This is a genomic window from Geofilum rhodophaeum (assembly GCF_002210225.1).
Classification (GTDB): Bacteria; Bacteroidota; Bacteroidia; order Bacteroidales; family Marinilabiliaceae; genus Geofilum; species Geofilum rhodophaeum.
This window is the reverse complement of the sequence record NZ_MWUJ01000011.1, coordinates 50419-73238: the sequence shown is the minus strand read 5'-3', so window position 1 is coordinate 73238 and position 22820 is coordinate 50419. Positions and strand designations below refer to the sequence as shown.

The following is a 22820-nucleotide window of genomic DNA, read 5'->3' as shown; positions in this document are numbered from 1 at the left end:
AATTAATAGGGCTGAGGCAGGAGGCGACTTGTGCTGTTTAAGCTTCCCACCAGGCCCAGGCCGTTAACAACGTTGGTGTAAATGTTGATTTTTTCGGCAAAGGGGTTGTCGCCAACCTCTTCGTCCTGGGCCAGGGAGTACATTTGCTTGTACAGTTCCTCGCTGTAACTGTCGATGTATAGGGTAAGTTGCTGATTGTCCTCTTGCGAGGGTGGGTTGGCATTGGTTCTGATCAGAAGGGAAAGCTGGGATTGGTACTTATCGGGGCGACCAAAATAGTGTTTTTCGTAGAAATTATCAACACCCCGCTCGCCCATTTCAAAGTAAGACCAGCCTGAGCGAAACTGAATAAAGTCCTGCGGGGCAATGGAGCTTGTCGTACCACGGTAGTTCTGTGTAAGGTAGTCTCCGGTCCAGTAACAACTGTCCTGCGTCCACATGTAGCCGTTGAAGAAGGGTTCATCCAAGGTAACACACTCCCATTCTTCGGAGGTGTAAGTGCCCTCGCTGATGAGACTCACGCCGTGCCAGGTGTCGACACCTTCCGGAAGCTTAAGTACGATGCGGTATTCCTCCAAATCTTGAGTGCGGTGTTCCCAACCGTCGTAGAGCGGGTAGGAGGGTAGAAATTCCGATTCTATCTGTTCGATGCGGAATCCTTGCGGAATCCTTGTTTCACCATAGGCGGTGGCATAGTCCTCTGCGGAGGCTTCAATGCGGTAGGTGGCGCCTGCCTGGGGACGTACATCGGGCAGTAAATAGTAGCCCATGCTGTCGTGCAGCATGGTGCCCAGCAGATTGCCGTTTTCATACACCTTTACCTCCGCTTCGGTTAAATAGAAGCTGGGGCGAGGTGGATTCAGTGTTTTGCTGGTGCTGACGTGGACGGTAATAACGCTGTCGGGGTTCAGCAGGGCGTTGATGACCAGACGGGCCTCCTTCTTTTCAAAGTCAAAGTCGGTGACGTATTTTTCGCAGGAGCCCAGGCAGAGGCCGATCAGCAGCAGGGGAATAAAGAGAAACGGGATGGATTTTACAGCTTTCATAACAAAAATGCTTTTGGGTTAAAATTGGATGCTCCAGCGCAGGTAGGGAATCAGATTGAAGATGCTGAGCTGCTTGAGTTGCGTCGTTGTTCCCTGTTCGTCCCACTGCTCATCGGGATAAACCATAAAAGGGTTGTTGCGGGCATAGGCATTGTAAAGCCCAAAGCTCCAGGTACGGTAAACTCTTTTTTTCTGTTTGTGGAAGTTGAAGCCCACATCGAGACGATGATAATCGGGCATGCGGTAGTTGTTGCGCTTTTCAAAATAGTCAATTTCGCCTGTATCGGTATTGGTACCATCGGGGGTCTTAAAAAAGCTGCCGGTGCCGTAAAAAGATTCGTCTTCCAAAGTAAAGGGCATGCCCGTTCGGTACACCCAAGTAGCCCCAAAGTCGGTCCGCTCGCTTATTTTAAAGGTGCTTACTATCGACAAATCGTGGCGGGCATCGAAGCGGTAGGGGTAGGTCTCCCCAAAATTAATCTCGGCAAATGTTCGGTTGGTCCATGATAAGGTATAGCCCACCCAGCCAGTCAGTCGACCGTTGTGCTTTTGGGCCAGCAGTTCAATGCCGTAGCTTTCGCCTTCTCCCACCGTCACCAAATCTTCCCAGTTGCCGCGGTCCAGCTCAAAAAAGCTGGAGCCCTCCGCGTAATCGATGAGTTGGGTCATTTTTTTATAATACGACTCCAAGCTTAATTCCAGACTGTTGTTGGGGGTGTACGACAAGCCCAGCGCCACTTGTGTGGATTTTTGTGGTTTAATGCGCTTGGTTGCAGGTACCCATAGGTCGGTAGGCAGTCCCATGGAAGAATTGGCCAGCAGGTGCAGGTACTGTTGCATTTTGGCGTAGGACAACTTGGCAGCAAGCTGGTCGCTGAGCATCCAGCGCAGCGATGCTCTGGGCTCGAGGGAGTGGTACTGGGTGCCTTGTACGTGAAAGTTGGAGTAGTGCAGACCGGCATTCAGTTTTAAGCGCTTGCCGATATGGAAGTCGTCCTCGACATAGAGCATGAGTTCATTGGCCAGTATGTCTTTGTTTCCGTAGGTGGTATCCTGCGCCTGTTCGCCAAACATATTGTCGCGCGCTACGGTAACGCCCGGAGAAAAGCTGTGCAGGGTGTTGTGCAGCCCAAAGCGGAGGTAGTGGTTGGGAGAGGGCAGGTAGTCAAAATCTGCTTTTATCCCGTAATCCCTGATGCGCGAGTAGTATTCGTAGTAATAGCTTGATTGGCCGTTTTCCTGCTCATTGGTACTCTTACGCTCTTCCTTGTAGTCCTCAAATATCTTAAATTGGTAGTTGCTGAGTGTGCCGGTGAAATTGGCGAAGAGGTTTTTCGACAGGATGCTGTTCCAGCGCAGGGCCCCGGTGGTATTGCCCCATTCGAGACCTGCTTTGTCGTTGTTGCTGTAGGAAACCACGTCGTCGTTCTGGTAACCATCCGGACCGTAAGAGCCGCCTTCATACTTGTATTTATCTCGCATGTAAAACTTGTCCTTGCCCGTATAGAGACTCAAATAGAGCCGGTTTCTGTCGTTGACGATGTGGTTCACTTTTAAGTTGAAATCTTGCAAAAAGTAACCCAGCCAGAAACTTTCTCCAGGCCCCAGGTCTTTGTTGTTCTGCATTTGAATGGGGTAGGATAAGAGGTCGAAGTAGGAGCGACGCCCGGAAAACATAAAAGCCGTTTTGTCTTTAATTATAGGGCCTTCGAGGGTGAGTTTGGAGGACAAAATGCCCATGGAGGCTGAGCCTTTAAATTCCTGATTGTTGCCCTCTTTCATGCGGATGTCGAGGACAGAGGACAAGCGGCCTCCGTAACGGGCCGGAAATCCTCCTTTTATCAGCGTTACGTCGCGCAGGGCATCGGTGTTGAAAACCGACATAAAGCCAAATAGGTGGTTTACGTTGTAAACCGGAACCCCGTCGAGCAGGATGAGGTTCTGGTCGGGCCCTCCGCCCCGTACATAAAAGCCACTTGTGCCTTCGGAGCCGCCTTGCACACCCGGCATGAGCTGAAAGGCTTTGATGAGGTCGGACTCTCCCAGCAGCATGGGGATTTGTGCGGCTTTTTGAGGATTCAGCTGTATGCTGCTCATTTGCGTGCTGCGCAGATTGGCGATGGGGCCCTGACCTTGAATCACTACTTCGTCGAGGGCAATGACCGGCTTTAGTCGGATGTTGATTACCGTGTCCTGGCGCAGATTTAAGTCGGCCGTGAAGCTTTGGTAGCCCGTATAGCTGACCACCAGCGGAAGCGGCCCCTGGGCTTGTCGCAGACTGTAAAAACCGTAAACGTTGCTGGAGGTACCACGCAGGGTGGTCGAATTGTAGATGCTGGCGGCCGGTAGGGCTTCGCCGGTGCTGGCGTCGGTAATGGTGCCACTGATGGTGGCATCCTGAGCCCATAGCGTGGTGCCTGCGGTTAGCAACAGCAGAACCTGTAGGAATTTCATTGGCTTTAGAGTTTAAGGATACTTGTTAATAAGATCCTCAAAAAGCAAAATTCGTTCCCCAAATGCAGGAATATGGCGCCGAAGTGTTAATAAAGCTTATTTTTCTTCCAGGTTTTTGTTGATTTGGGTCTTTGGTCTTCTTTCGTTGTCGTCGCTGTCTATCTGATACTCCATTAGTCCCGCTCTGCGGATAAGATAATAGGCTACAGCCAGAGCTGTGATCATGGCTGCCAAACCCAAAAGCATTTCTCCACTGTACTCATCAATGCGCAGGACTACAATCTTCCGCGCCAGTGCAATAATGGCCACCAGTACCACTACCTCAACATGTACCAGGTTGCGCCGGAGATATACTTTAATGGTGTCGAGCAGCTCAATGCCAATAAGCACCAATAAAAATGCGCCAAAAACATCGATTAAGGCATCAAAGTCCATGAGAAAATATTCCGCATTGTAGATGCTTCGGAACAAATACAGTCCCAAATCTATGGTGGCTGTAATAAGGACCAAAAACATCAGGAAAATGAGCACCATTATGATGGCTTTTTCTACTTTTCTGGCGATTGCTTTCATTTTTGCGGTGTTATTCGGTTTGTTGCTTGAGTCCTTTTATCTTCTTGTAAAGATAACAAGGAGTTGGGTAATCTGTTTACTGTTTTTGTGTAAATCAAAAAGCGGACTGCCATAATGTGCGCGCGAACTGTTATTTTGTCACTCCCGGGGCTTTGGCACAGGCTTTGTCCAGCTGGAGGAAGAATTTTTAAATGCAACCAAACATTACAAAATACTGAGTTATGCAAAAAGGAAATATTGGTGTAAGTACCGAGAACATTTTTCCCATTATTAAAAAGTATCTGTATTCGGATCACGAAATTTTTCTGCGTGAGTTGGTTTCGAATGCCGTTGATGCGAGTCAAAAGCTGAGAACGCTTTCCAGTGTGGGAGAGTTTAAAGGTGAGCTGGGCGATTTAACCGTTAGGGTCAAGCTCGATGAGAAAAAGAAAACCATCACCATCAGCGACCGGGGTGTGGGCATGACTGCCGATGAAATTGAGAAATACATCAATCAGGTGGCCTTTTCGGGTGCCAATGAATTTCTGGAGAAATACAAGAAAGACGCCAATGCCATTATTGGACACTTTGGTTTGGGCTTTTATTCCTCCTTCATGGTTTCAAAGAAGGTGGAAATTGTTACCCGTTCGTTCCGCGAGGATGCCCAGGCGGTAAAATGGAGCTGTGATGGTACTACCGAGTACACCCTGGAGGAGGTGAAGAAGGACGACCGTGGAACCGACATTGTACTTTACATCGACGACGACAACAAAAACTTTTTGGATAAGTCGGAGATTGACCGTCTGCTGAAGAAGTACTGTCGCTTTTTGCCGGTGGAGATTGCCTTTGGCCAGGAAACCGAGTGGAAAGACGGTAAGGAAGTGGAAACTGGAAAGGACAAGGTAATTAATGAGACCAATCCTTTGTGGACCCGGATGCCGGCCGATCTGAAGGAGGAGGATTATCAGCAATTTTATCGCGACCTTTATCCCATGGCTGAGGATCCGTTGTTCAACATTCACCTGAATGTGGACTATCCTTTCAACCTGACGGGAGTGCTGTATTTCCCCAAGATTAAGAACAATATTGAGATCCAAAAGAATAAGATCCAGCTCTACAGCAATCAGGTTTATGTAACCGATTCGGTAGAAGGTATTGTGCCGGAGTTTCTGACCCTTTTACATGGGGTGCTCGACTCGCCGGATATTCCGCTGAACGTTTCGCGCAGCTACCTGCAGAGCGATGGCAACGTGAAGAAGATCTCAAGTCACATCACCAAAAAGGTGGCCGATCGCCTGGAAGAAATTTTTAAGAACGACCGGAAGACTTTCGAGGAAAAGTGGGACGACCTGAAGTTGTTTATCGAGTACGGCATGCTTACCGAAGAGAAGTTTTACGACCGGGCGGCCAAATTCACCCTCTTTAAGAATACCGAGGGCAAGTATTTCACCTTTGAGGAGTACAAGGACCTTATTAAGAGTAATCAGACCGATAAGGACGACAGTCTGGTGTACCTGTACAGCACCAACAAGGACGATCAGTACACCTTTATTGAGGCGGCTAAGAATAAGGGTTACGATGTTTTGTTGATGGATGGTCACTTTGATTCACACTTCATCAACCACCTGGAGCAGAAGTTTGAAAAGAGCCGTTTTGTGCGGGTCGACAGCGATGTGGTGGAAAAATTGATCCCCAAAGAAGAGAACCAGGAGTTGAAGTTGAGTGCGGAGCAGCGCGAGCAATTGACTTCGGTATTTTCTTCCCAGTTGCCTAAAGTAGATAAAGCCCATTTTGTGGTAAGTTTTGAGGGCTTGTCGGAACAAGACACGCCGGTAATGATTACCCAGCAGGAGTTCATGCGCCGCATGAAGGAAATGAGCGCTTTGGGCGGGGGCATGATGTTTTACGGCGATATGCCCGACAGCTACAACCTGGTTGTAAACGGCAACCACCCCCTGGTCACCCGTATTGCCGAAGGGGTAGAGGCAGAATTGGGCGAAAAGCTGAAGACCATTAATGGTCGAATGGCCGGTCTGGATAGCCGCAAAACCGAGTTGGAAGCGGCCAAAAAGGATAAGAAGGAGGAGGAAGTTCCTCAAGCTGAGAAGGAGGAATTGGAAGATGTGGAGAAAAAGTTGGACGAGCAGCGCCAGAAGAAGGAAGAACTGCTGAATACTTTTGCCGGTGGCAACAAGCTGGTGTCGCAACTCATCGACCTGGCCCTGCTTTCGAACAACATGTTGAAAGGGGAAGCCCTCAACAGATTTGTGAAGCGCAGCATCGAGTTGATTTAATTGCTGTTCAAGTTTCCATATATACAAAGGGGAGTTGGCCTCAGGGGCCAACTCCCCTTTCTTTTTTGTTTAGTCAGGCACTGCGTACTTTATACAACTTTTCAAGAAAAGCGCCGTTTTCTTAAACATATCGAGATTACAGCTGTTACAAATCTGTTAACTTTAGCATATACCAAAGCAACCTTTTATGGCTTATATTACACTTAACCGGACCAAACTGCGGGAAAATTACAACTACCTGAACGATCTTTTTAAAAAGAACGACATTCAATGGGCGGTGGTGACCAAATTGCTTTGTGGCAACAAGACTTTTTTGCAGGAAGTTATGGATTTGGGGGTGCAACAGGTGTGCGACTCCAGGGTGACCAACTTAAAGATCATCAAACAAATGGCTCCCAATATGGAGACCATTTATATTAAGCCTCCGGCCAAGCGCTCAGTAAAGAGTATAGTACAGTATGCCGACATCAGCTTCAATACCGAATTGTCGACCATTCGCCTGCTCTCCGAGGAGGCCGGGCGTCAAAAAAAGGTACACAAGGTCATTATTATGATTGAGTTGGGGGAACTGCGCGAAGGAGTCATGCGCGACGATCTGCTCGAGTTTTACAGTCAGGTTTTTGAATTGCCACACATTGAGGTGGTGGGACTGGGTGCCAACCTTTCGTGCTTGTACGGGGTACTGCCCAACGACGACAAGCTGATTCAGCTCAGCTTGTACAAACAGTTGATTGAAGCCCGTTTCAACAGGAAGATTCCCCTGGTGTCGGGTGGTTCCTCGGTAACCATTCCCCTGCTTCTGCAGAGTCAGTTGCCCAGTGGCATCAATCACTTTAGGGTGGGCGACACCTTGTTTTTGGCTTCGGATGTTTACAACAACAGCACCTTCCCCTTTATGAACAGCGATGTGATACGGCTGTATGCCGAGATTATTGAACTGACCGAAAAGCCCAAGGCGCCCTCGGGCGAGTTGGGACACAATGTGGAAGGGCATACCTACGATTTCAGCAATGTGGATCCGGATGCCACCTCTTGCAGGGGCCTTATTGATATTGGCATTTTGGATGTAGAAGTAGAGCATTTGAAGCCGGTAGATCCCAAAATGAAAATAGTCGGTGCCAGCTCAGATATGGTGGTTATAGATGTGGAAGAAAATCCAAGAAATTATAAAGTAGGGCAGTTGGTCGAATTTGAACTCGATTACATGAGTGCACTGCGTCTGCTTAACTCGCGTTATATCGACAAAAAGGTGATCGACTAGGGTGCGCTCGTAGTTTCCTTTTTTTGTTGTATCTTTGCACCACTTTGGGAGCTGCCCGTTGGCAGCTCCTTTTTTATTCAGATTTAGTTTATGACATTTGACAAGTTAGACCTTATCGACCCGATAGCCCAGGCTGTGCGGGAAGAAGGTTATGAAACACCTACCCCCATTCAGGCTGAAGCCATTCCGGAAGTACTTCAAGGACGAGATTTATTGGGTTGTGCCCAAACCGGTACCGGTAAAACGGCTGCTTTTTCCATTCCAATATTGCAATTGCTCTATAATCAAGGCCTGAACAAGAGCCGTCGCCGCCCCATACGTGCCCTCATCGTAACACCTACTCGTGAGTTGGCCATTCAAATAGGGGAGAGCATCGAAAACTATGGCCGACATACCGGTTTGAGCAGTACCGTTATCTTTGGCGGTGTAAACCAAAACAGTCAGGTCAACGCCCTCAAAAACGGCGTGGATATTTTGGTCGCCACCCCTGGTCGCTTGCTCGATTTGATGAATCAGAAACTTTTATCGATTAGGGAGATAGAGATTTTCGTATTGGATGAGGCCGACCGTATGCTCGACATGGGCTTTATTCACGATGTAAAACGGCTCCTGGCCGTTTTACCGGCAAAGCGTCAATCGCTCTTTTTCTCGGCCACCATGCCTCCAGATATCGTGAAGCTGGCCAACACCATTCTGCACCAGCCGGTGAAGGTCGAGGTGACCCCCGCATCGTCCACAGCCGAGACCATCAATCAGTTTGTGTATTTTGTGGACAAACCCAACAAGATTAACCTCTTGAAGGAAGTCCTTAAAAATGAGGCCATCCGTTCGGTATTGGTCTTTACCCGTACCAAACACGGGGCCGATAAGGTGGTGCGTGTGCTGAAGAAGAGCAAGATTGCGGCAGAAGCCATACACGGCAATAAGTCGCAAAATGCCCGGCAGAATGCACTGAGCAATTTTAAGGAGCAGACCACCCGCGTTTTGGTGGCCACCGATATTGCCGCCAGAGGCATTGATGTAGACCGTCTGGAGTACGTCATCAACTACGATTTGCCCAACATTCCGGAGTCTTATGTTCACCGCATTGGTCGCACCGGTCGCGCCGGGTCCGACGGCACCGCCTATGCCTTTTGCGACAGCGAAGAAAAGGCCTATCTTAAGGATATTGAGAAACTCATTAAGCGCAAGATTGCAGTAATAGATGATCATCCTTTTCCGCTGGGCAGCGTAGAACCTCCTGCTCCGGCAGAAAGCTCAAGCGCCCCGACCGGACAAAATCGTGGTTCCGGATCACGGCCTCCCCGCAAAGCCAAATTTAATGGTGCATCGTCGCGCAGGCGTTCGACTAGATAACTTCCAGATGCTCGGCATGCATCCAACCCACATTGCCGTCTTGCAGTTCTATTTCGTACCAGTTGTTGAGTTGCTGAAGCAACTTGACTCTGGTGCCTTCGTGCAGCACAAAGAGTTCGGTGCCACCGGCTTCAGGTGCACTGCGTACCGTTACTGAGGGGGAGAATACAATGGCCCTGTCGCGTTGTACCAAGTGTTGCTTCTGTTGGGCCGAAAACACAAAAGTGGTAAGTGCCACCAAAAAGGCCAGAACGCCCACAAAAAAGGACAACTTTTTATAGAGACTGGTCTGCGCAAAAAAGTAAAAAAACAGTCCTGCAAGAAAGAGCACAAAGCTGACTATGGAAATGATGGCCCAGGTGTCGGACTTGCTGCTGTTGCGAAAACCCGCAAACCATTTGCTCAGGAAAAAGACCCCCACCGGCTCTATTTTATCGGTAATTTGGCCATAGGCCAAATTCAAATTATAGCGTACGTCCTTATCGTGGGGCGCCAGCAATAGGGCGCGTTCGTAATTGAGGATGGCTGCCGGTAAAAGGCCCTGCCGGTAATAGGCATTGCCCAGGTTGTAATAGAGTTCCGGGGCTTCCAGTCCCGACTGCAATACTGCTTCGTACTGCGCAATGGCTTCCTCAAACTGACCGTCGGCGTACATTTGGTTGGCCCTTTCGACCTGCTCACCGGGTTGTGCCCACAGCGGCAGGGACGACATCAGCAGGATAAGACCCAGCACCATTCGCAGCGGGGCCGCACTCCGTTTTTTCATTTTCAATTGTTCTTCGAGTTGACTGATGTTTTTCATGGTTTTTTGGTAGAGCTGATCGCGTTCGCTGTGCTCGTTTTGAGGTGCATAACGCGCGTATTCGCAAGTGTCGAGGATCTGCAGAAATTCTTCCGTACTCTCAGCTGAGGCCCCGTTGTCCATCAATACACTGCGTACATTGTCTTTGGTAAGAGAAGCACGGGGTATGGAGAGCTTGTCGCTGACATAGCCCCATAAGGCCCGAGCCAGCTCTTCGTAAAAGCCTTCCTTATCGCCCTTCTTAAGCAGGACCGCCGATTTTTTGAGTCGTTTGTGCGCCACCTTATTGGCCTTGCGGTTGCGGACGCGACTCAGGTCGGCATTTTCCTTAATGCGCTTTTGATTAAATAGGAAGAGTAGGATAAACAGCGCCAGTGGGAGTAGGTAACCTAATATAAACCAGGTAGATCCGAACAAAAAGCTGTTGGCCGCCTGCAAGTCCATCGCCCCTGTTTTCAGATAGCGGATGTCCTGTCCCAGATAACGCACCCTTTCTTGCGTGTTGTTGGTTGCGGGTCCGGCACTTACAGTGCCTTCCTCCATTTCGCTTCCCCGTTCCACAGCAATGGTGATGGGCCGACTGCGCAAGGTTTGGTAACGACCTGTAGCGGTGTTAAAGAAGCTGTATTCCACGGCAGGTAGTTCAAAGGTCCCCGCATGTCGTGGAATAATCAGGGTCTCTATGGTTCTGCTGCCCTGTCCCCCGCCGGCAGTCTGACGGATGTTGTTGCTCACATTGGGGTCAAAGACATCAAAATCCGGTGGAATATTTAGCTCGGGATTGCTGGCCAGGCGATGGTTGCCCGTACCTGTAACGACTGTTTTGATGGTGATTCCGTCGTTCACTTCGGCTTCGGTTTTTGAGGCGCTTACCTCCATATTTACCTCGCCAACAATGCCGGAAAAATGTGCCGGACGTGGACTGGGCAAGGCCTTTACTTGCAAGGTAACCGGCTTGCTGCGTACCGTTTTTCTAACGGTGCGGTAGCTGTCAAAAAAATCGTCGAAAATACTGGCCGAACGACGGGCCTGGCGCTGACGAATCAGGAAATCGATGGAGGTGGGTTCTATGGTATGTCTGCCTGCGGTTTGCGGATAAATCACCCTTTGGCTGAAAGTCCCCACCCTATAGGTTTTGCCCCCCACGTTTTGCATTTCCCACTGTATGCTGGTCGATTGGGCAGGCAGTTCCTCCACCACAAAATTACGCAGCTCGGGGTGCTCAACGTCCGACACCCCTTCGAGGTTTACCCGCGTATATATTTTGGTGGTCAGCAAAACGGCCTCATCTTGCCAGACCTCTTTCTTATTGGTTGTTGTAGTTATGAATACGTCTTCATCAGATACCACTCCAGGGTCAGAAGCTGAAGAGTTCGCTTGTGCGCCTTGTGCCGGTGCAGCACTATTGTCATCTCCTGCAATCACCTCAATACTTAGTTTGTTGCTTTCAAGGGTTTTTCCATCCACAACAATGGTAGCCGGGGGCAGTTCAAAACGCCCCACTTTATCGGCACGAAGAATAAAAGTATAGGAGAAATTGATCGAGCGACTGACCGTTCCATTAATGATTTGCGTGGAGGAACTTTGGGAGGTGGAGGGTCCCATCAACACCTGAAAATCTGGTAAGTCGGGTACCCTTAAGTCGCTTCCACGCTCATTGAGGGAATACACCAACTGAAAACGGCTGCCCTGTGTTACGGTGGTGGGCGCACTGGCCTTAAATTCTGCTTCCTGAGCCTGAATTAAAGAAAGCGGAAGTAAGTATAATGCTGCATATAGGATGAAATATCTCATCTTCTTGTTGTTTTTTTTGCTAAAACTACCAATTTTTCTCGATGCGTACCGGTTGTTTTTCTTGATTCTGGTTCATCTGCTCAAGCAGTTCTTTTTCATCTTCTTCCAGTGCCTGCAGCAGGCGTTCCGCATTTTCGCGACTGATGCCTTCACTTTCCTGTTGCTGCTGCTGTTGCTGCTGCTGTTGCTGTTGCTCTTGTTGTTCCTGCTGTTCCTGCTCTTGTTGTTCCTGCTCTTGTTGCTGCTCCTGCTCCTGCTCCTGCTCTTGTTGCTGCTCCTGTTCGTCCTTTAATTTCATCGCAGCAATCAGGTTGTAGCGTGTTTCATCGTCGAGCGGATTATAGCGCAGAGCCTGCTTGTAGGCTTCAATACTCTGATCAATGTTTTGGCCATAGAGGTAGCTGTTGCCCAGGTTATGGAACAAGCTGGCCAAACGCTGTTTGTCGTCGTTGGCAAAGGGCGTAGTAGCCTGCAACTGCTGTAGGGCCTCATCGTATTTTTCCTGACGAAACAAAGCTGTTCCCAAATTGTAAGCCGCTTCGAAAGACGAGGGTTTTAGTTCCAAGGCCGCTCGAAACTCCGCTTCAGCTTCGGCAAAGCGCTCTTGTTCGAGCAGCGCAACTCCCCGTCGCACATGAGGTCTTTCCTCCTGAGCAGTCAGCTTGCTCCCCAGGCCCATCAGTAATAAAAGGAGAATTAAGCAAGGTGTGATTTTATTTCGCATGGTTCCGTTAAGTTAATCCGATTAGGCTTCTTCTTTTTTCACTTTCTTGTCTACCGTAAACAAATCAATTTTCTTCAACAATTTGTTTTTGCGCTCCAATATCAAAAAGTCGATCAACAAAAACAGCAGGGCCAGCAAGGCAAAGTATTGAAACTGATCCTCAAAATCGGTGTAAACCCTGGTTTCAAATTCTGACTTTTCCAGGCTCGATAATTCATTCATTAATCGATTAATGCCGGCCCGGATGTTGTTGGCCGAAAAGTATTCGCCTTCACCCGTCTCAGCAATTTGTTTCAACATGGCTTCATCCATACGCGTGATCACCACATTGCCTTCCCTGTCGCGCAGGAAATTTCCCGAACCGCCTGCCGGAATTGGTCCCCCTCTGGAAGACCCCATCCCTACAGTATAGACCTTGACCCCCTGTTGCGCGGCCTCAGCCGCAGCACCCATGGCGTCGTCTTCATGATTTTCTCCATCGGATATGACAATGATGGCCCGGTTGATGTCCTCTTGTTGACTGAAGGATTGCAAGGCCAGGTTAATGGCGGCTCCGATGGCCGTTCCCTGGGTAGGCACCACATCGGTGGTGATTTTAGACAGAAACATTTTTGCCGATGCGTAGTCGGAGGTAATGGGCAGCTGCGTGTAGGCCTGCCCGGCAAAAACCACCAGTCCGATACGGTCGTTCACCAGTCGGTCGGTCAGTCGTGCAATCGCCTGCTTGGCCCTTTCAAGTCGACTGGGTTCAATATCCTGGGCATTCATGCTGTTGGATACATCCAAGGCTACAATCACCTCAATGCCTTGCCGTTGAACGGTTTGTAGTCGCGTCCCGAATTGCGGGGCAGCCAGGGTGAAAATCAATGCCGCCAGTGCCAGCATCAGGAGATAAAACTTCAGGGTGGGACGTATCTTGGATACGTCGGGCATCAGGTGGACAAGCAGTTCGCTGTCGCCGAAACGTTGTAGGGCCTTTTTACGCTGATACAGAAAATACAGCTGCACAAAAGCCATAAGGGGCAAAAGCAACAGCAAATACAAATATTCCGGATTTCCGAATCGAAACATACTTGTTTAATTTTGGTTCCAGTTCTACTTACAATGGTTTTACGGCAGGGTGCGCAGTGCGGTGTTGCGCAGGGCCATTTCCATCAGGAGAAAAAGCAGGGCCAGCAATACGTAGGGTAAAAATTCTTCCGAATGACGGGTGTATTCCTGCACCTGAATCTTATTTTTTTCCATCTGGTCAATTTCTTCGTAAACAGCCTCTAGTGCTGCTTTATCGGTGGCCCTGAAATATCTTCCGCCGGTGATTTCTGCGACTTCTGTCAACATAGCTTCATCAATACGCACCTCCACGTCCTGCACTTGCTGGCCAAATACGGTGTTGATGGGGACGGGGGCAGTGCCGATGGTGCCTACCCCAATGGTATAGACACGAATGCCGAAGGTACGTGCAATTTCAGCTGCTGTCAGCGGTGCAATTTGTCCCCGGTTGTTTTCGCCGTCCGACAAAAGGATGATGACTTTGCTTTTTGCGTCGCTGTCCTTAATACGGTTGACTGCTGTGGCCAGTCCCATACCAATGGCTGTACCGTCTTCAAGCATACCTATACGCACATCTCTAAACAGATTGGTAAGCACGTTGTGGTCGAGCGTCAGCGGACACTGGGTGAAACTTTCAGCTGCAAAAATGACCAGTCCCATCCGGTCGTTGGGTCTGCCCTTAATAAATTCAATGGCCACCTCCTTGGCAGCTTCCAATCGGTTGGGTTTGAAGTCCATCGCTTGCATACTGCTTGAAATGTCGAGGGACACCATGATGTCGATGCCCTCGGTGCTCACGTTTTGGAGCTGGTTGGTGCTCTGAGGACGCGCCAGGGCGGTAATGATCATGATCAGAGCCAGGATGCGCAGCACGAAAGGGGCATGCCGGATGTAGGTCTTCCTGGACTTGCGGCCCAGGGAGAAAAAGCGAAGACTGCTGATTTGCAGGGTGGCATGCGCTGAGTGCTGTTTCCAAACATACCAGCCAATCATGGGCAGCAGTAAAAGCAGCAGGAAGAAGTATTGCGGATGTAAAAATGTATGATTCATCATTTGGCTTACTTTACCATTTGTTTTTCTTCATCATTCTTTGCCTTGGTTTTATCCTGGCTTTCCGGACTTTCGGGCAGCGACTCCAACTTGGTCTGGTTCACAAAGAAATAGGTGTTCGCCAAGGCCGTGTTGTTCTCGTCGGCCAAGGGTTCAAAACGGGCGAATTTAGCCAAGTCGGCGGTTTCCAGAACGGTCCGCAGCTTCGGCAATAAATCGCTGCCTGCTAAGTCCTCGTGTTTCATCTGGCGCAGAATCTCCCCGCTGGTCTGTTCCAGAGCCGGAAAATGGTAGCGGTCTTCCAGGTAGCGCCGCAGCACTTCGGTCAGTTGCGAATAAAAAGTCTTCACCTGTCCCGTTTGCCAAAGTTTTTCACTCTTGATGCGCTCCAATTCCCGAAGGGCTACCACATGGGCCGGCTCTTTCGGTTTTTCGGGAATGAAAATCTGTTTTATGGTCTTTTTGCTTCGCTGCAGGTAGATGACAAAGGCCGCCACCAACAGCTGCAAAAGGTTAAAAAGTATGAACCATTTGAAGTAGGGTAGGAGTTCAGCCATAGAAAAAGGCAGATTCATAGCTTCTTTCAAATCCATGAAACCTTTCTCCGGATCAACTTCTTTAAAAGGATTAACGACCATAAGGGCTTGTTCCCGTGTAGCCGCTCTGCGCTGTTCGCTCCCCTCCCTGTATTCGAAATACAAGGGCGGAATATAGTGCAGTCCACTGTCAAAGGAGGTAATGGTGAGCGCCTGAGAGATTTGCACACGTCCATCGCCCATGATGGTGGAGTCGATGGGTGCGGCACTTACAATCTCTATTTTCCCCGTAAGTGTGTCGGTCAGCTGTGGAAAACTTACCTGCAGTCCCTCAGGTTGGCGAAGCTCCAATTGCAGTTGCATTTGGCCGCCAATAACCATCAGGGTGGAGTCGAGTGTAGCCGTTGCAGAAACAGACTGCGCCTTTGCCGTTGTGGGCAAGACCCACCCCGATACTGCTGCGGCAAAGAACAACTGTAAGGCTATTTTGTATGGGAATTTCAACTTCATTTCAACTGCGTTTTTTAAAGAGCGAGATCAATGCTTTTACATAGTCCTGGTCGGTGGCAATGGCCACGTGATCGACGCCGCATTTGCTGAAAATGGTTTTCAGCTGCTGTTCGTTCTGTTGCCACCACTGGCTGTAGGCCTCACGCGTTTTTGCACTGGAGGTGTTGATCCATTCGAGGGCACCCGTCTCAGCATCCTTGAATTTTACAAAACCAATATCCGGCATTTCTGCTTCACGTGCATCGTACACCCTGAGGGCCACCACATCGTGCTTTTGGTTGGCTATGCGCAGGGCATGTTCAAATTGATCATCCAGAAAATCGGATATCACAAAGGTGGTGCACCTCTTTTTAATGGCATTGGTCAGATAACGAAACGCCTCCGAAAGGTCGGTAGCCCTTTGTCCCGGAGTAAAACCAATCAGCTCCCGAATGATGTGCAGAATGTGCTTTTTGCCTTTTTTGGGCGGAATAAACTTTTCGATGCGGTCTGAAAAGAGGATGACGCCCGCCTTGTCGTTGTTCTGTATGGCAGAAAATGCCAAAACGGCAGCAATCTCGGTAATCAGATTTTTTTTGAAACGCCAGGAACTTCCAAATTCTCTGGAGCCGGAAACATCGATGAGCAGCATCACCGTCATTTCCCTTTCCTCTTCGAACACCTTCACAAAGGGGTGGTTGAAACGAGCGGTTACATTCCAGTCGATGTTGCGGATATCGTCGCCGTACTGGTACTCCCTAACCTCGCTGAACATCATGCCCCGGCCCTTAAAGGCCGAATGGTACTCGCCGGCAAAAATGTGGCTCGACAAGCCCCGGGTCTTTATCTCTATTTGTCGTACTCTTTTTAGAATATCCGTGGTTTCCACAGGCAAGCGGTTTAAGCGTTATAAACTCGATTTATAGGCTTAGCCCGTTGACTAGGGCACTTCCACCGTGTTCAGTATTTCGCTGATGATTTCTTCGGTGCTGAGGTTGTTGGCCTCGGCTTCGTACGACAGCCCAATGCGGTGGCGCATAACGTCGTGGCAAACAGCACGTACATCCTCCGGAATAACGTAACCCCGACGCTTGATAAAGGCATAGGCCTTGGCGGCGGCAGCAAGACTGATGCTGGCACGTGGCGAGGCGCCGTAGGAGATCATTTCCTTAAAACGTTCGAGTTTGTAATTTTCGGGGAAACGGGTGGCAAATACAATGTCTACGATGTATTTCTCAATTTTCTCGTCCATGTACACATCCTTAACAACTTTTCGGGCACGGACGATGTCGTCGGGCTTCAAAATTTTAGAAGCCTGGGGAAAGGACTGGGCCAGATTATGGCGAATGATCTGCTGCTCTTCGTTTTTTTCGGGATAGGAGATGACCACCTTCAGCATAAAACGATCCACCTGCGCCTCGGGCAGCGGATAAGTTCCCTCCTGCTCTATGGGGTTTTGGGTGGCCAGTACCAAAAAGGGCTCGGGCAATTTGTAGGTTTGGTCGCCCAGGGTAACCTGGCGCTCCTGCATGGCTTCGAGCAAGGCACTCTGCACCTTGGCCGGTGCACGGTTGATTTCATCGGCCAGTACAAAGTTGGTGAAGATGGGCCCCTTTTTCACCACAAAACTTTCGTTTTTTTGACTGTAAATCATGGTTCCCAGCAAGTCGGCCGGCAAAAGATCGGGGGTAAACTGAATTCTGCTGAATTGGGCATCAACGATGGTTGCCAGCGTGTTTATGGCCAGGGTTTTGGCCAGACCCGGAACCCCCTCGAGCAGAATGTGGCCGTCGGCCAGCAGTCCCGTCAGCAGACTTTCAACCAGGTGTTTTTGACCTACAATGACCTTGTTCATTTCCAGGGTCAGCAGGTCCACAAAGGAACTCTCTTTCTGGATACGCTCATTAAGCTCTTTAATGTCAACAGTTTGATTCATGGTATGTGTTATTTTATACAGTTAACCCGCAGGCACAGGTAGTCAAAGATAACAAAGATGCGCCTATGTGCGGGTGATTGTTTGTATTTTCAAGGCTTGAAGCATACAAGAATTGTTCCAAAATCGGGGTTTGGCAGTCGATTGTGCTATCAGGATATTTTAATCCTAAAAAAGCTTGCTGTTTTAATGTGGAGTTTGTAATCTTGTATTCGAAAAATCTTGATTTAATTTTATTAAAACGAAGCAAATGAAAAAATATTGGTTTTTGATCTTTTTATTGATGATGAGTCTCGGATGGGTTGCCTGCAGCGACGACGATGAAGGGCTCAAGGATACCGAGAAAGAGGCGGAGCTGGTTGGCACCTGGGAAGTGGCCTCCTATTACAGTGATGTAACCATGCCCGGTTCGGAGCCGGTGGTTACTGAAGACGCCAACCCCGATATACAACTGACTTTTAATGCCGATTACAGCGGCACCGCCTCTACAGGAGCCGAATTTACCTGGGCCCTTGAAGGGGATGAGCTGACCGTTACTTTTGTTCAGGACGAGGAGGCCCAGGGACCACCTTCAGGTGGCGATGACGGCTATGGTTTTGAGTTTGTTGCGGGACTAAGTTATCCCATTGTCTTTGAGATTGTGCGCTTTGATGCCGTTCTGCTGGACTTGAAATTTGCCTATACCAACACCATGGGGATTTCTGTATTGGTAGAATTGGCCTTGGAGAAATAGTCGGCAAGGGCCTTTCCTTAGCCGTGTTTTACGCCTACTAAAAAATGGTCCGCCAAGGACCATTTTTAGTATCTTGCGTTTTATAAAATGTGAAATTAATCCGATTTTATTGATATGGAAGATCACGATTTGGTATGCAGGCATCTGCAGCTGACGAAAGCCGACATTGTTAAGGTGATACGGGAGAAGGAGCTCTCCTCCTTTACCGAAGTGCAGGACGAAACCGATGCCGGAACCATTTGTGGGACCTGTGTGGGCGATGTAGAGGAAATTCTGGAGGAAGAGTTGGAACGACGTCGTTCCAACAACGCCTCAGCGGAGAATCAGTGAGCTGTCGCCATAGCTCAGAAAGCGGAAATCGTGGTCGAGGGCATAGCGGTAAATCTCCTTCCAGCGTTCCCCTACAATGGCCGCGATGAGCAAGAGTAAGGTGCTTCGTGGCTGATGAAAATTCGTAATCAGTCCGTCCACCACCCCAAAGCGATAGCCCGGGGCCACAATGATGGAGGTGGCCGCTTTAAAAGTGGGGAGCTTGTTGGCTTCCAAGTAGCCGATGAGTGCTTCGAGGGCCTCCTGTCGGCTTAAGTCGCCCGACCCGCCGAAACCATCCCACTGCCTTATTTGGTGCGGGTCTTTGCCGCATTTCAGATGTTGGGCGGCGCGGTACAACGATTCCAGGGTACGTACTGAAGTGGTGCCTACCGCAATGAGGGGCCCTGTATGTGCGGCCAGGCGTCGAAGGGTCGCTGCATCTATTTCAAAATGCTCGGTATGCATCTCGTGGCCATCGATGGTTTCGGCCTTTACGGGCTTAAAAGTCCCCGCCCCAACATGCAGGGTTAATTCGGCCACCCGGGTGCCGCTGCGCTCCAATTCGTTCAGCACGGTGGGACTGAAATGGAGGCCTGCCGTGGGTGCCGCCACGCTGCCCAGATACTTTGAATACACGGTTTGGTAGCGTTCCTTATCGATGTCCTCTGCCGCCCTTTCGAGGTAGGGCGGGATAGGGGTCTGACCCAAGCCCTCCATTATTTCGGCAAAACTCAGCTCCTCCTGTTCCCAACTGAACCGTACAATGGCCCCATCGCCCAGTTTGGCGACCCTTTCGGCAAAGACTGTAATGGTTCCCAGACTTGTTTCTGCCAGGGCTTGCACCTTGCCTTCCTTCCATTTTTTGGCATTGCCTATGAGGCACTGCCATTGTACCTCTTTTTTGGCTTCGAAAGCCAGGGCGGCCTCGGTCGGCGCATGGGGCTCCAGGCAAAAAATCTCGATTTGCGCCCCCGTGGCTTTCTGAAAACGCAGTCGGGCCCGTATGACTTTGGTGTTGTTGAAAATCAGCATTGCGTTTTTGGGAAGGAAGCTCCTCAGCTGCTTAAAGTGCCCCTGTTCAATCTTTTGCTGGCGGTAAACCAGGAGCTTAGACTCGTCACGCCGCGCTAAGGGATATTTGGCTATGCGTGCCGATGGCAGGTCGTAATCGTACTCGGCTATGCTTATTTGTGGAATTGACATGTGCTATTATGGCTTTAAGGGGGCAAAAATAGTTAACTTTGTGGCAAATTAATCGATTAAAAGACAACAAATGCGTGTAGAAGCAGGTGATCGTGTTCGGTTTTTGAACGAAGTAGGCGGAGGTACCGTTACCCGTACAGAGGGCAGTCTGGTTTTTGTAGAAGATGAAGACGGCTTTGAAGTCCCCGTAGCCATGCACGAAGTGGTGGTGGTAGAGAAAGGACGTGTGGAAGCCGCTGCTCCGGGCCGAAGTCCGGTTGAGGAGGACAGGCACCATAACGAGGCGATCTCCGAACCCGAAGCCTATCACGAGGAGCTGGAAGAGGAAGGGCACGATGATTTTAATCCCCGCTTGTATTTGGCGTACATAAAAACCGGTAACAACCAAACGGAGACCGGGAAATTGCAGGCCTACCTGATTAACGACAGCAATTATTACTGTTCCTATTTGATTTCGGAGTTGGGCGAGGACGGTTTTATGCACGCCCTGCACCAGGGAAGCATGGCGCCCAATTCGAAATTGGAGCTGGATGAGCAAGAGGCCGCAGCCCTGGATAAGCGTTTTCACTTACAACTCTTACTCTATAAAAAGGGCAAGCCCTATCCTGCGCTGGATCCGGTTTCCATAGTACTCACCATCAAAGCCCGTAAGTTTTACCGCGACAACAGCTTTAGGGCCAACGACTTTTTTTATCAGCCGGCAGTGCTTTTCCCTCTTATTAAAAATGAGCTGGAACTAAAGATGGAGGCGCTCAGCGAACGGGAAACGCGTGCCATTATTCGCGAGAAAGAAGCCGGAAGTGTTCAGCCCGAAAAGAAAGCCAAGCGAAAGTCCACCCCCGAGTTGCTGGAAGTAGACTTACACATTCATGAACTGATCGACACCAGCAACGGCCTTTCCAACGGGGAAATATTACAGTTGCAGATGGATAAGTTTCATGCCGTCATGCAGGAGAATAAAAGTGCCAAAGGCCGCCGTCTGGTTTTTATACATGGTGTGGGCAACGGTGTGCTGAAAAACGAAATTCGGAAGCAGTTGGAACGCAAATACAAAGGTGTTTCTTATCAGGACGCTTCCTTTAAAGAGTATGGCTACGGCGCCACTATGGTGCTCATTTAAGCATTTATTTATAGTCTGTTATTATGGTTTGGATACTCCTGACCATCGCTTCGGCCTTTTTCCTGGGTATTTACGAGGTGGTGAAAAAGCACGCATTGCGCGACAATGCTGTGTGGTTGGTTCTGCTTTACGGTACTGTAAGCAGTGCCCTCTTATTTTTACCCCTGGTGTTTTTTTCGCATCAGGGAATTATTGCCAAGGATGCCCTGGCCTATGTACCCACCATTACTCTGCAGGAGCACCTGTATGTTTTGCTCAAGACCCTTATCGTTCTTACGTCCTGGATCTTTTCTTATTTTTCGCTGAAACATTTGCCCCTGACCATAGCCTCACCCATTAGGGCCACAGCGCCGGTATGGACCTTGCTGGGCGCCCTGGTTCTATATGCTGAGCGCTTAACCCCCTTGCAGTGGGTGGGTTTGGTAGTGACCTTTACCTTTTTCTATTTGTTTTCCACCGCAGGGCGGAGAGAGGGCATTTCCTTTCGTAACAACAAGTGGGTTTGGTTTGCTGTATTGGGTACCCTATTTGGCTCGGCCAGTGCCCTGTTCGATAAGTTTTTGATTCGTTCGGTCGATCGCATGGCCGTGCAGGCCTGGTTCTCCATTTATCAAGTGGTGTTGTTGGCTCCGGTGGTTTTTATTCTGCGCCGCAGTATGCGCAATCCGCTGCCGTTACTCTGGCGATGGAGCATACCAATGATCGGTCTCTTTTTAGTGGTGGCCGATTTTCTGTATTTCTACGCGCTGGATTTTGAGGACTCCCTGATATCTGTGGTATCTATTGTCCGACGCAGCAGTGTTATTGTATCCTTCTTTTTTGGTGCCCTCTTGTTTCGAGAGCGCAACATCGGTCGCAAAGCCCTGTTTTTAGCAGGTATCCTTATCGGTATTATTGTGCTGATGTTGGGCTAGCGCGGCCCTTTAAAATATAAAGAAAACCGAAACACCGGCAACAGCCAGCAGGGCTCCCAGTATTTCGCGGGTGGTAATTTTTTCCTTGAACCAGAACCAGGCAAAGGGGATGATTAAAACCGGTGTGAGGGAATTGAGGGTGGCGGCAATACCTGTAGAGGTGTGCTGAATGGCGAGCAGACTGAGCGAAACACCCAGGAAGGGGCCGAAAAACGCACCCGTAGCTATGCGGCCCAGGGCCGAACGGTTTTGCAGGGCTTTTACAATCAGCGGCCAGCGTCCACTCAGCGTAAACAGTACTGAAAAGCCTGCAATACCGGCAATTACACGAATTTGTGTGGCCATAAAAGGATCGCTGTCGCCCATGCCCAGTTTGCTGAGCACCAGTCCCATTCCCTGTCCGGCTGCGCCGCCCAGGGCCAGTAATATGCCCTTGAGCGGGTAGTGAAATTGCATCTGCAGGCCTTTTTTCTGAGCCCTGCCCACAACCGCCAGCGCAATGCCCCAAAGCGTTACCAACATACCCAGTCCCGCACTCAGCGACAATTTCTCACTCAATATTAGCCAACCGAACAAGGCCGTAAGGGGCGGGGAGAGCGACATCAGCAACATAGAAATACGGGCGCCTATTACCACAAAGGCCTGAAAAAGGAGCAAATCGCCGATGACAAAACCAATGAGGCCGGACAAGCTCAGCCAAAACCAGGCATGTGCACCTGCCTGAAGGGGCAACAAAGAGCCTTGGGTTACCCAGGTGTAGAGGCTCAATAAAACCAGGGCCATGATCAGGCGAATGAGGTTCACCGATAAGGAACCCACTTTTTTGCCGGCCGATTCAAAGGCCATACTGGTGAAAGTCCAACAAAAAGCCGTGGCCAGTGCCGCCAGTTCGCCTATGTGGGTGCTCAAATACGTATTCATACTTTTTCAGCTGCTTGCCTGCAAAGAAAATCATTTTGGCGCACAAAAAAACGACCTGTCCGCCTTAATTGGCCCCCAGGTCGTTTCTTTGCGAAGAAGTGTGTTTCAGTCAACGCAGCTAAGTGGCTTACTTGCAGGAGCAAGAGCCTCCACAGCCGCATTCTTGCTTGCCGCCCGATTTGCAGGCGCAGTTACCGCCGCAGGCACAGCCACTTTCTTCCTGTTGCGCGTTTCCATTGTAAATAAAAACTTCGCCTTTTTCGGTTTCATACTGAT

General features: G+C 49.6%; 19 protein-coding genes. 7 read left to right on the top strand and 12 right to left on the bottom strand.

The window, feature by feature from the left end:
* Positions 1 to 2: 2 nt before the first annotated feature.
* The 3 genes from B4W65_RS11075 to B4W65_RS11065 all read right to left on the bottom strand — a co-directional run bounded on the left by B4W65_RS11075 (position 3) and on the right by B4W65_RS11065 (position 4073).
* Positions 3 to 1046, bottom strand: coding sequence for a DUF4249 domain-containing protein (locus B4W65_RS11075; protein ID WP_088655225.1), 1044 nt, complete (start codon positions 1044 to 1046; stop codon positions 3 to 5).
* Positions 1047 to 1064: 18 nt separating this feature from the next.
* Entirely contained in the window at positions 1065 to 3500 is a 2436-nt protein-coding gene (locus tag B4W65_RS11070; RefSeq protein ID WP_088655224.1) for a TonB-dependent receptor, read from the bottom strand.
* A gap of 96 nt (positions 3501 to 3596) precedes the next feature.
* Complete coding sequence (locus B4W65_RS11065; RefSeq protein ID WP_088655223.1) at positions 3597 to 4073, bottom strand: phosphate-starvation-inducible PsiE family protein; 477 nt, start codon at positions 4071 to 4073, stop codon at positions 3597 to 3599.
* Positions 4074 to 4294: 221 nt separating this feature from the next.
* On the opposite strand from B4W65_RS11065, the gene htpG reads away from it, so the two are divergent.
* From htpG to B4W65_RS11050, 3 genes are all read left to right on the top strand, one after another.
* Positions 4295 to 6346 (top strand): molecular chaperone HtpG, encoded by a 2052-nt coding sequence (htpG, locus tag B4W65_RS11060; RefSeq protein ID WP_088655222.1) that lies wholly within the window; start codon positions 4295 to 4297, stop codon positions 6344 to 6346.
* A 187-nt stretch (positions 6347 to 6533) separates the two neighbouring features.
* The gene (locus B4W65_RS11055) at positions 6534 to 7607 is read left to right on the top strand and encodes an alanine racemase (protein ID WP_088655221.1); all 1074 of its coding nucleotides are present in this window, start codon (positions 6534 to 6536) and stop codon (positions 7605 to 7607) included.
* Between the two features lie 90 nt (positions 7608 to 7697).
* Complete coding sequence (locus B4W65_RS11050) at positions 7698 to 8963, top strand: DEAD/DEAH box helicase (protein ID WP_088655220.1); 1266 nt, start codon at positions 7698 to 7700, stop codon at positions 8961 to 8963.
* On the opposite strand, the gene B4W65_RS11045 is transcribed toward B4W65_RS11050, so the two are convergent.
* Genes B4W65_RS11045 through B4W65_RS11015 form a run of 7 tightly spaced genes read right to left on the bottom strand, consistent with a single transcriptional unit; the run spans position 8956 to position 17344 of the window.
* Positions 8956 to 11559, bottom strand: a complete 2604-nt coding sequence (locus B4W65_RS11045; protein WP_088655219.1) for a BatD family protein — start codon at positions 11557 to 11559, stop codon at positions 8956 to 8958. The two genes, B4W65_RS11050 and B4W65_RS11045, sit on opposite strands and share 8 nt — an antisense overlap.
* A 25-nt stretch (positions 11560 to 11584) precedes the next feature.
* Positions 11585 to 12283, bottom strand: a complete 699-nt coding sequence (locus B4W65_RS11040) for a tetratricopeptide repeat protein (RefSeq protein WP_088655218.1) — start codon at positions 12281 to 12283, stop codon at positions 11585 to 11587.
* Positions 12284 to 12304: 21 nt separating this feature from the next.
* Positions 12305 to 13354, bottom strand: coding sequence for a VWA domain-containing protein (locus B4W65_RS11035; RefSeq protein WP_088655217.1), 1050 nt, complete (start codon positions 13352 to 13354; stop codon positions 12305 to 12307).
* Positions 13355 to 13393: 39 nt separating this feature from the next.
* Positions 13394 to 14386 carry a vWA domain-containing protein gene (locus B4W65_RS11030; protein WP_240509557.1) on the bottom strand — a complete coding sequence of 331 codons (993 nt, stop codon included), beginning with the start codon at positions 14384 to 14386 and terminating at the stop codon, positions 13394 to 13396.
* A 5-nt stretch (positions 14387 to 14391) separates the two neighbouring features.
* The gene (locus B4W65_RS11025) at positions 14392 to 15429 is read right to left on the bottom strand and encodes a hypothetical protein (RefSeq protein ID WP_088655216.1); all 1038 of its coding nucleotides are present in this window, start codon (positions 15427 to 15429) and stop codon (positions 14392 to 14394) included.
* Position 15430: 1 nt separating this feature from the next.
* The gene (locus B4W65_RS11020) at positions 15431 to 16297 is read right to left on the bottom strand and encodes a DUF58 domain-containing protein (protein WP_088655215.1); all 867 of its coding nucleotides are present in this window, start codon (positions 16295 to 16297) and stop codon (positions 15431 to 15433) included.
* A gap of 51 nt (positions 16298 to 16348) precedes the next feature.
* Complete coding sequence (locus tag B4W65_RS11015) at positions 16349 to 17344, bottom strand: AAA family ATPase (RefSeq protein WP_088655214.1); 996 nt, start codon at positions 17342 to 17344, stop codon at positions 16349 to 16351.
* A 247-nt stretch (positions 17345 to 17591) separates the two neighbouring features.
* Here B4W65_RS11015 and B4W65_RS11010 point away from each other — a divergent pair, with 247 nt between their 5' ends.
* Both B4W65_RS11010 and B4W65_RS11005 read left to right on the top strand, forming a co-directional pair.
* Positions 17592 to 18074: a lipocalin family protein gene (locus B4W65_RS11010; RefSeq protein ID WP_088655213.1), complete on the top strand. Its 483-nt coding sequence runs from the start codon at positions 17592 to 17594 to the stop codon at positions 18072 to 18074.
* Between the two features lie 114 nt (positions 18075 to 18188).
* Positions 18189 to 18404 carry a (2Fe-2S)-binding protein gene (locus tag B4W65_RS11005; protein ID WP_088655212.1) on the top strand — a complete coding sequence of 72 codons (216 nt, stop codon included), beginning with the start codon at positions 18189 to 18191 and terminating at the stop codon, positions 18402 to 18404.
* Here B4W65_RS11005 and B4W65_RS11000 read toward each other — a convergent pair.
* Entirely contained in the window at positions 18387 to 19589 is a 1203-nt protein-coding gene (locus B4W65_RS11000) for an S-adenosylmethionine:tRNA ribosyltransferase-isomerase (RefSeq protein ID WP_088655211.1), read from the bottom strand. The genes B4W65_RS11005 and B4W65_RS11000 overlap by 18 nt on opposite strands.
* Positions 19590 to 19659: 70 nt before the next feature.
* Here B4W65_RS11000 and B4W65_RS10995 point away from each other — a divergent pair, with 70 nt between their 5' ends.
* Together B4W65_RS10995 and B4W65_RS10990 are read left to right on the top strand one after the other, a co-directional pair.
* Positions 19660 to 20709, top strand: a complete 1050-nt coding sequence (locus B4W65_RS10995) for a Smr/MutS family protein (RefSeq protein WP_240509556.1) — start codon at positions 19660 to 19662, stop codon at positions 20707 to 20709.
* A 23-nt stretch (positions 20710 to 20732) separates the two neighbouring features.
* Positions 20733 to 21623, top strand: a complete 891-nt coding sequence (locus B4W65_RS10990) for a DMT family transporter (RefSeq protein WP_088655209.1) — start codon at positions 20733 to 20735, stop codon at positions 21621 to 21623.
* A 9-nt stretch (positions 21624 to 21632) separates the two neighbouring features.
* Here B4W65_RS10990 and B4W65_RS10985 read toward each other — a convergent pair whose 3' ends face one another.
* On the bottom strand, positions 21633 to 22544 hold the full coding sequence (locus B4W65_RS10985; RefSeq protein WP_088655208.1) for a DMT family transporter: 912 nt from the start codon (positions 22542 to 22544) through the stop codon (positions 21633 to 21635).
* Positions 22545 to 22820 lie beyond the last annotated feature (276 nt).

Coding starts and splice junctions, on each gene's coding strand:
- B4W65_RS11075 (WP_088655225.1), bottom strand. CDS start 1,046: ATGAAAGCTGTAAAATCCATCCCGTTTCTCTTTATTCCCCTGCTGCTG.
- B4W65_RS11070 (WP_088655224.1), bottom strand. CDS start 3,500: ATGAAATTCCTACAGGTTCTGCTGTTGCTAACCGCAGGCACCACGCTA.
- B4W65_RS11065 (WP_088655223.1), bottom strand. CDS start 4,073: ATGAAAGCAATCGCCAGAAAAGTAGAAAAAGCCATCATAATGGTGCTC.
- htpG (WP_088655222.1), top strand. CDS start 4,295: ATGCAAAAAGGAAATATTGGTGTAAGTACCGAGAACATTTTTCCCATT.
- B4W65_RS11055 (WP_088655221.1), top strand. CDS start 6,534: ATGGCTTATATTACACTTAACCGGACCAAACTGCGGGAAAATTACAAC.
- B4W65_RS11050 (WP_088655220.1), top strand. CDS start 7,698: ATGACATTTGACAAGTTAGACCTTATCGACCCGATAGCCCAGGCTGTG.
- B4W65_RS11045 (WP_088655219.1), bottom strand. CDS start 11,559: ATGAGATATTTCATCCTATATGCAGCATTATACTTACTTCCGCTTTCT.
- B4W65_RS11040 (WP_088655218.1), bottom strand. CDS start 12,283: ATGCGAAATAAAATCACACCTTGCTTAATTCTCCTTTTATTACTGATG.
- B4W65_RS11035 (WP_088655217.1), bottom strand. CDS start 13,354: ATGTTTCGATTCGGAAATCCGGAATATTTGTATTTGCTGTTGCTTTTG.
- B4W65_RS11030 (WP_240509557.1), bottom strand. CDS start 14,386: ATGATGAATCATACATTTTTACATCCGCAATACTTCTTCCTGCTGCTT.
- B4W65_RS11025 (WP_088655216.1), bottom strand. CDS start 15,429: ATGAAGTTGAAATTCCCATACAAAATAGCCTTACAGTTGTTCTTTGCC.
- B4W65_RS11015 (WP_088655214.1), bottom strand. CDS start 17,344: ATGAATCAAACTGTTGACATTAAAGAGCTTAATGAGCGTATCCAGAAA.
- B4W65_RS11010 (WP_088655213.1), top strand. CDS start 17,592: ATGAAAAAATATTGGTTTTTGATCTTTTTATTGATGATGAGTCTCGGA.
- B4W65_RS11005 (WP_088655212.1), top strand. CDS start 18,189: ATGGAAGATCACGATTTGGTATGCAGGCATCTGCAGCTGACGAAAGCC.
- B4W65_RS11000 (WP_088655211.1), bottom strand. CDS start 19,589: ATGTCAATTCCACAAATAAGCATAGCCGAGTACGATTACGACCTGCCA.
- B4W65_RS10995 (WP_240509556.1), top strand. CDS start 19,660: ATGCGTGTAGAAGCAGGTGATCGTGTTCGGTTTTTGAACGAAGTAGGC.
- B4W65_RS10990 (WP_088655209.1), top strand. CDS start 20,733: ATGGTTTGGATACTCCTGACCATCGCTTCGGCCTTTTTCCTGGGTATT.
- B4W65_RS10985 (WP_088655208.1), bottom strand. CDS start 22,544: ATGAATACGTATTTGAGCACCCACATAGGCGAACTGGCGGCACTGGCC.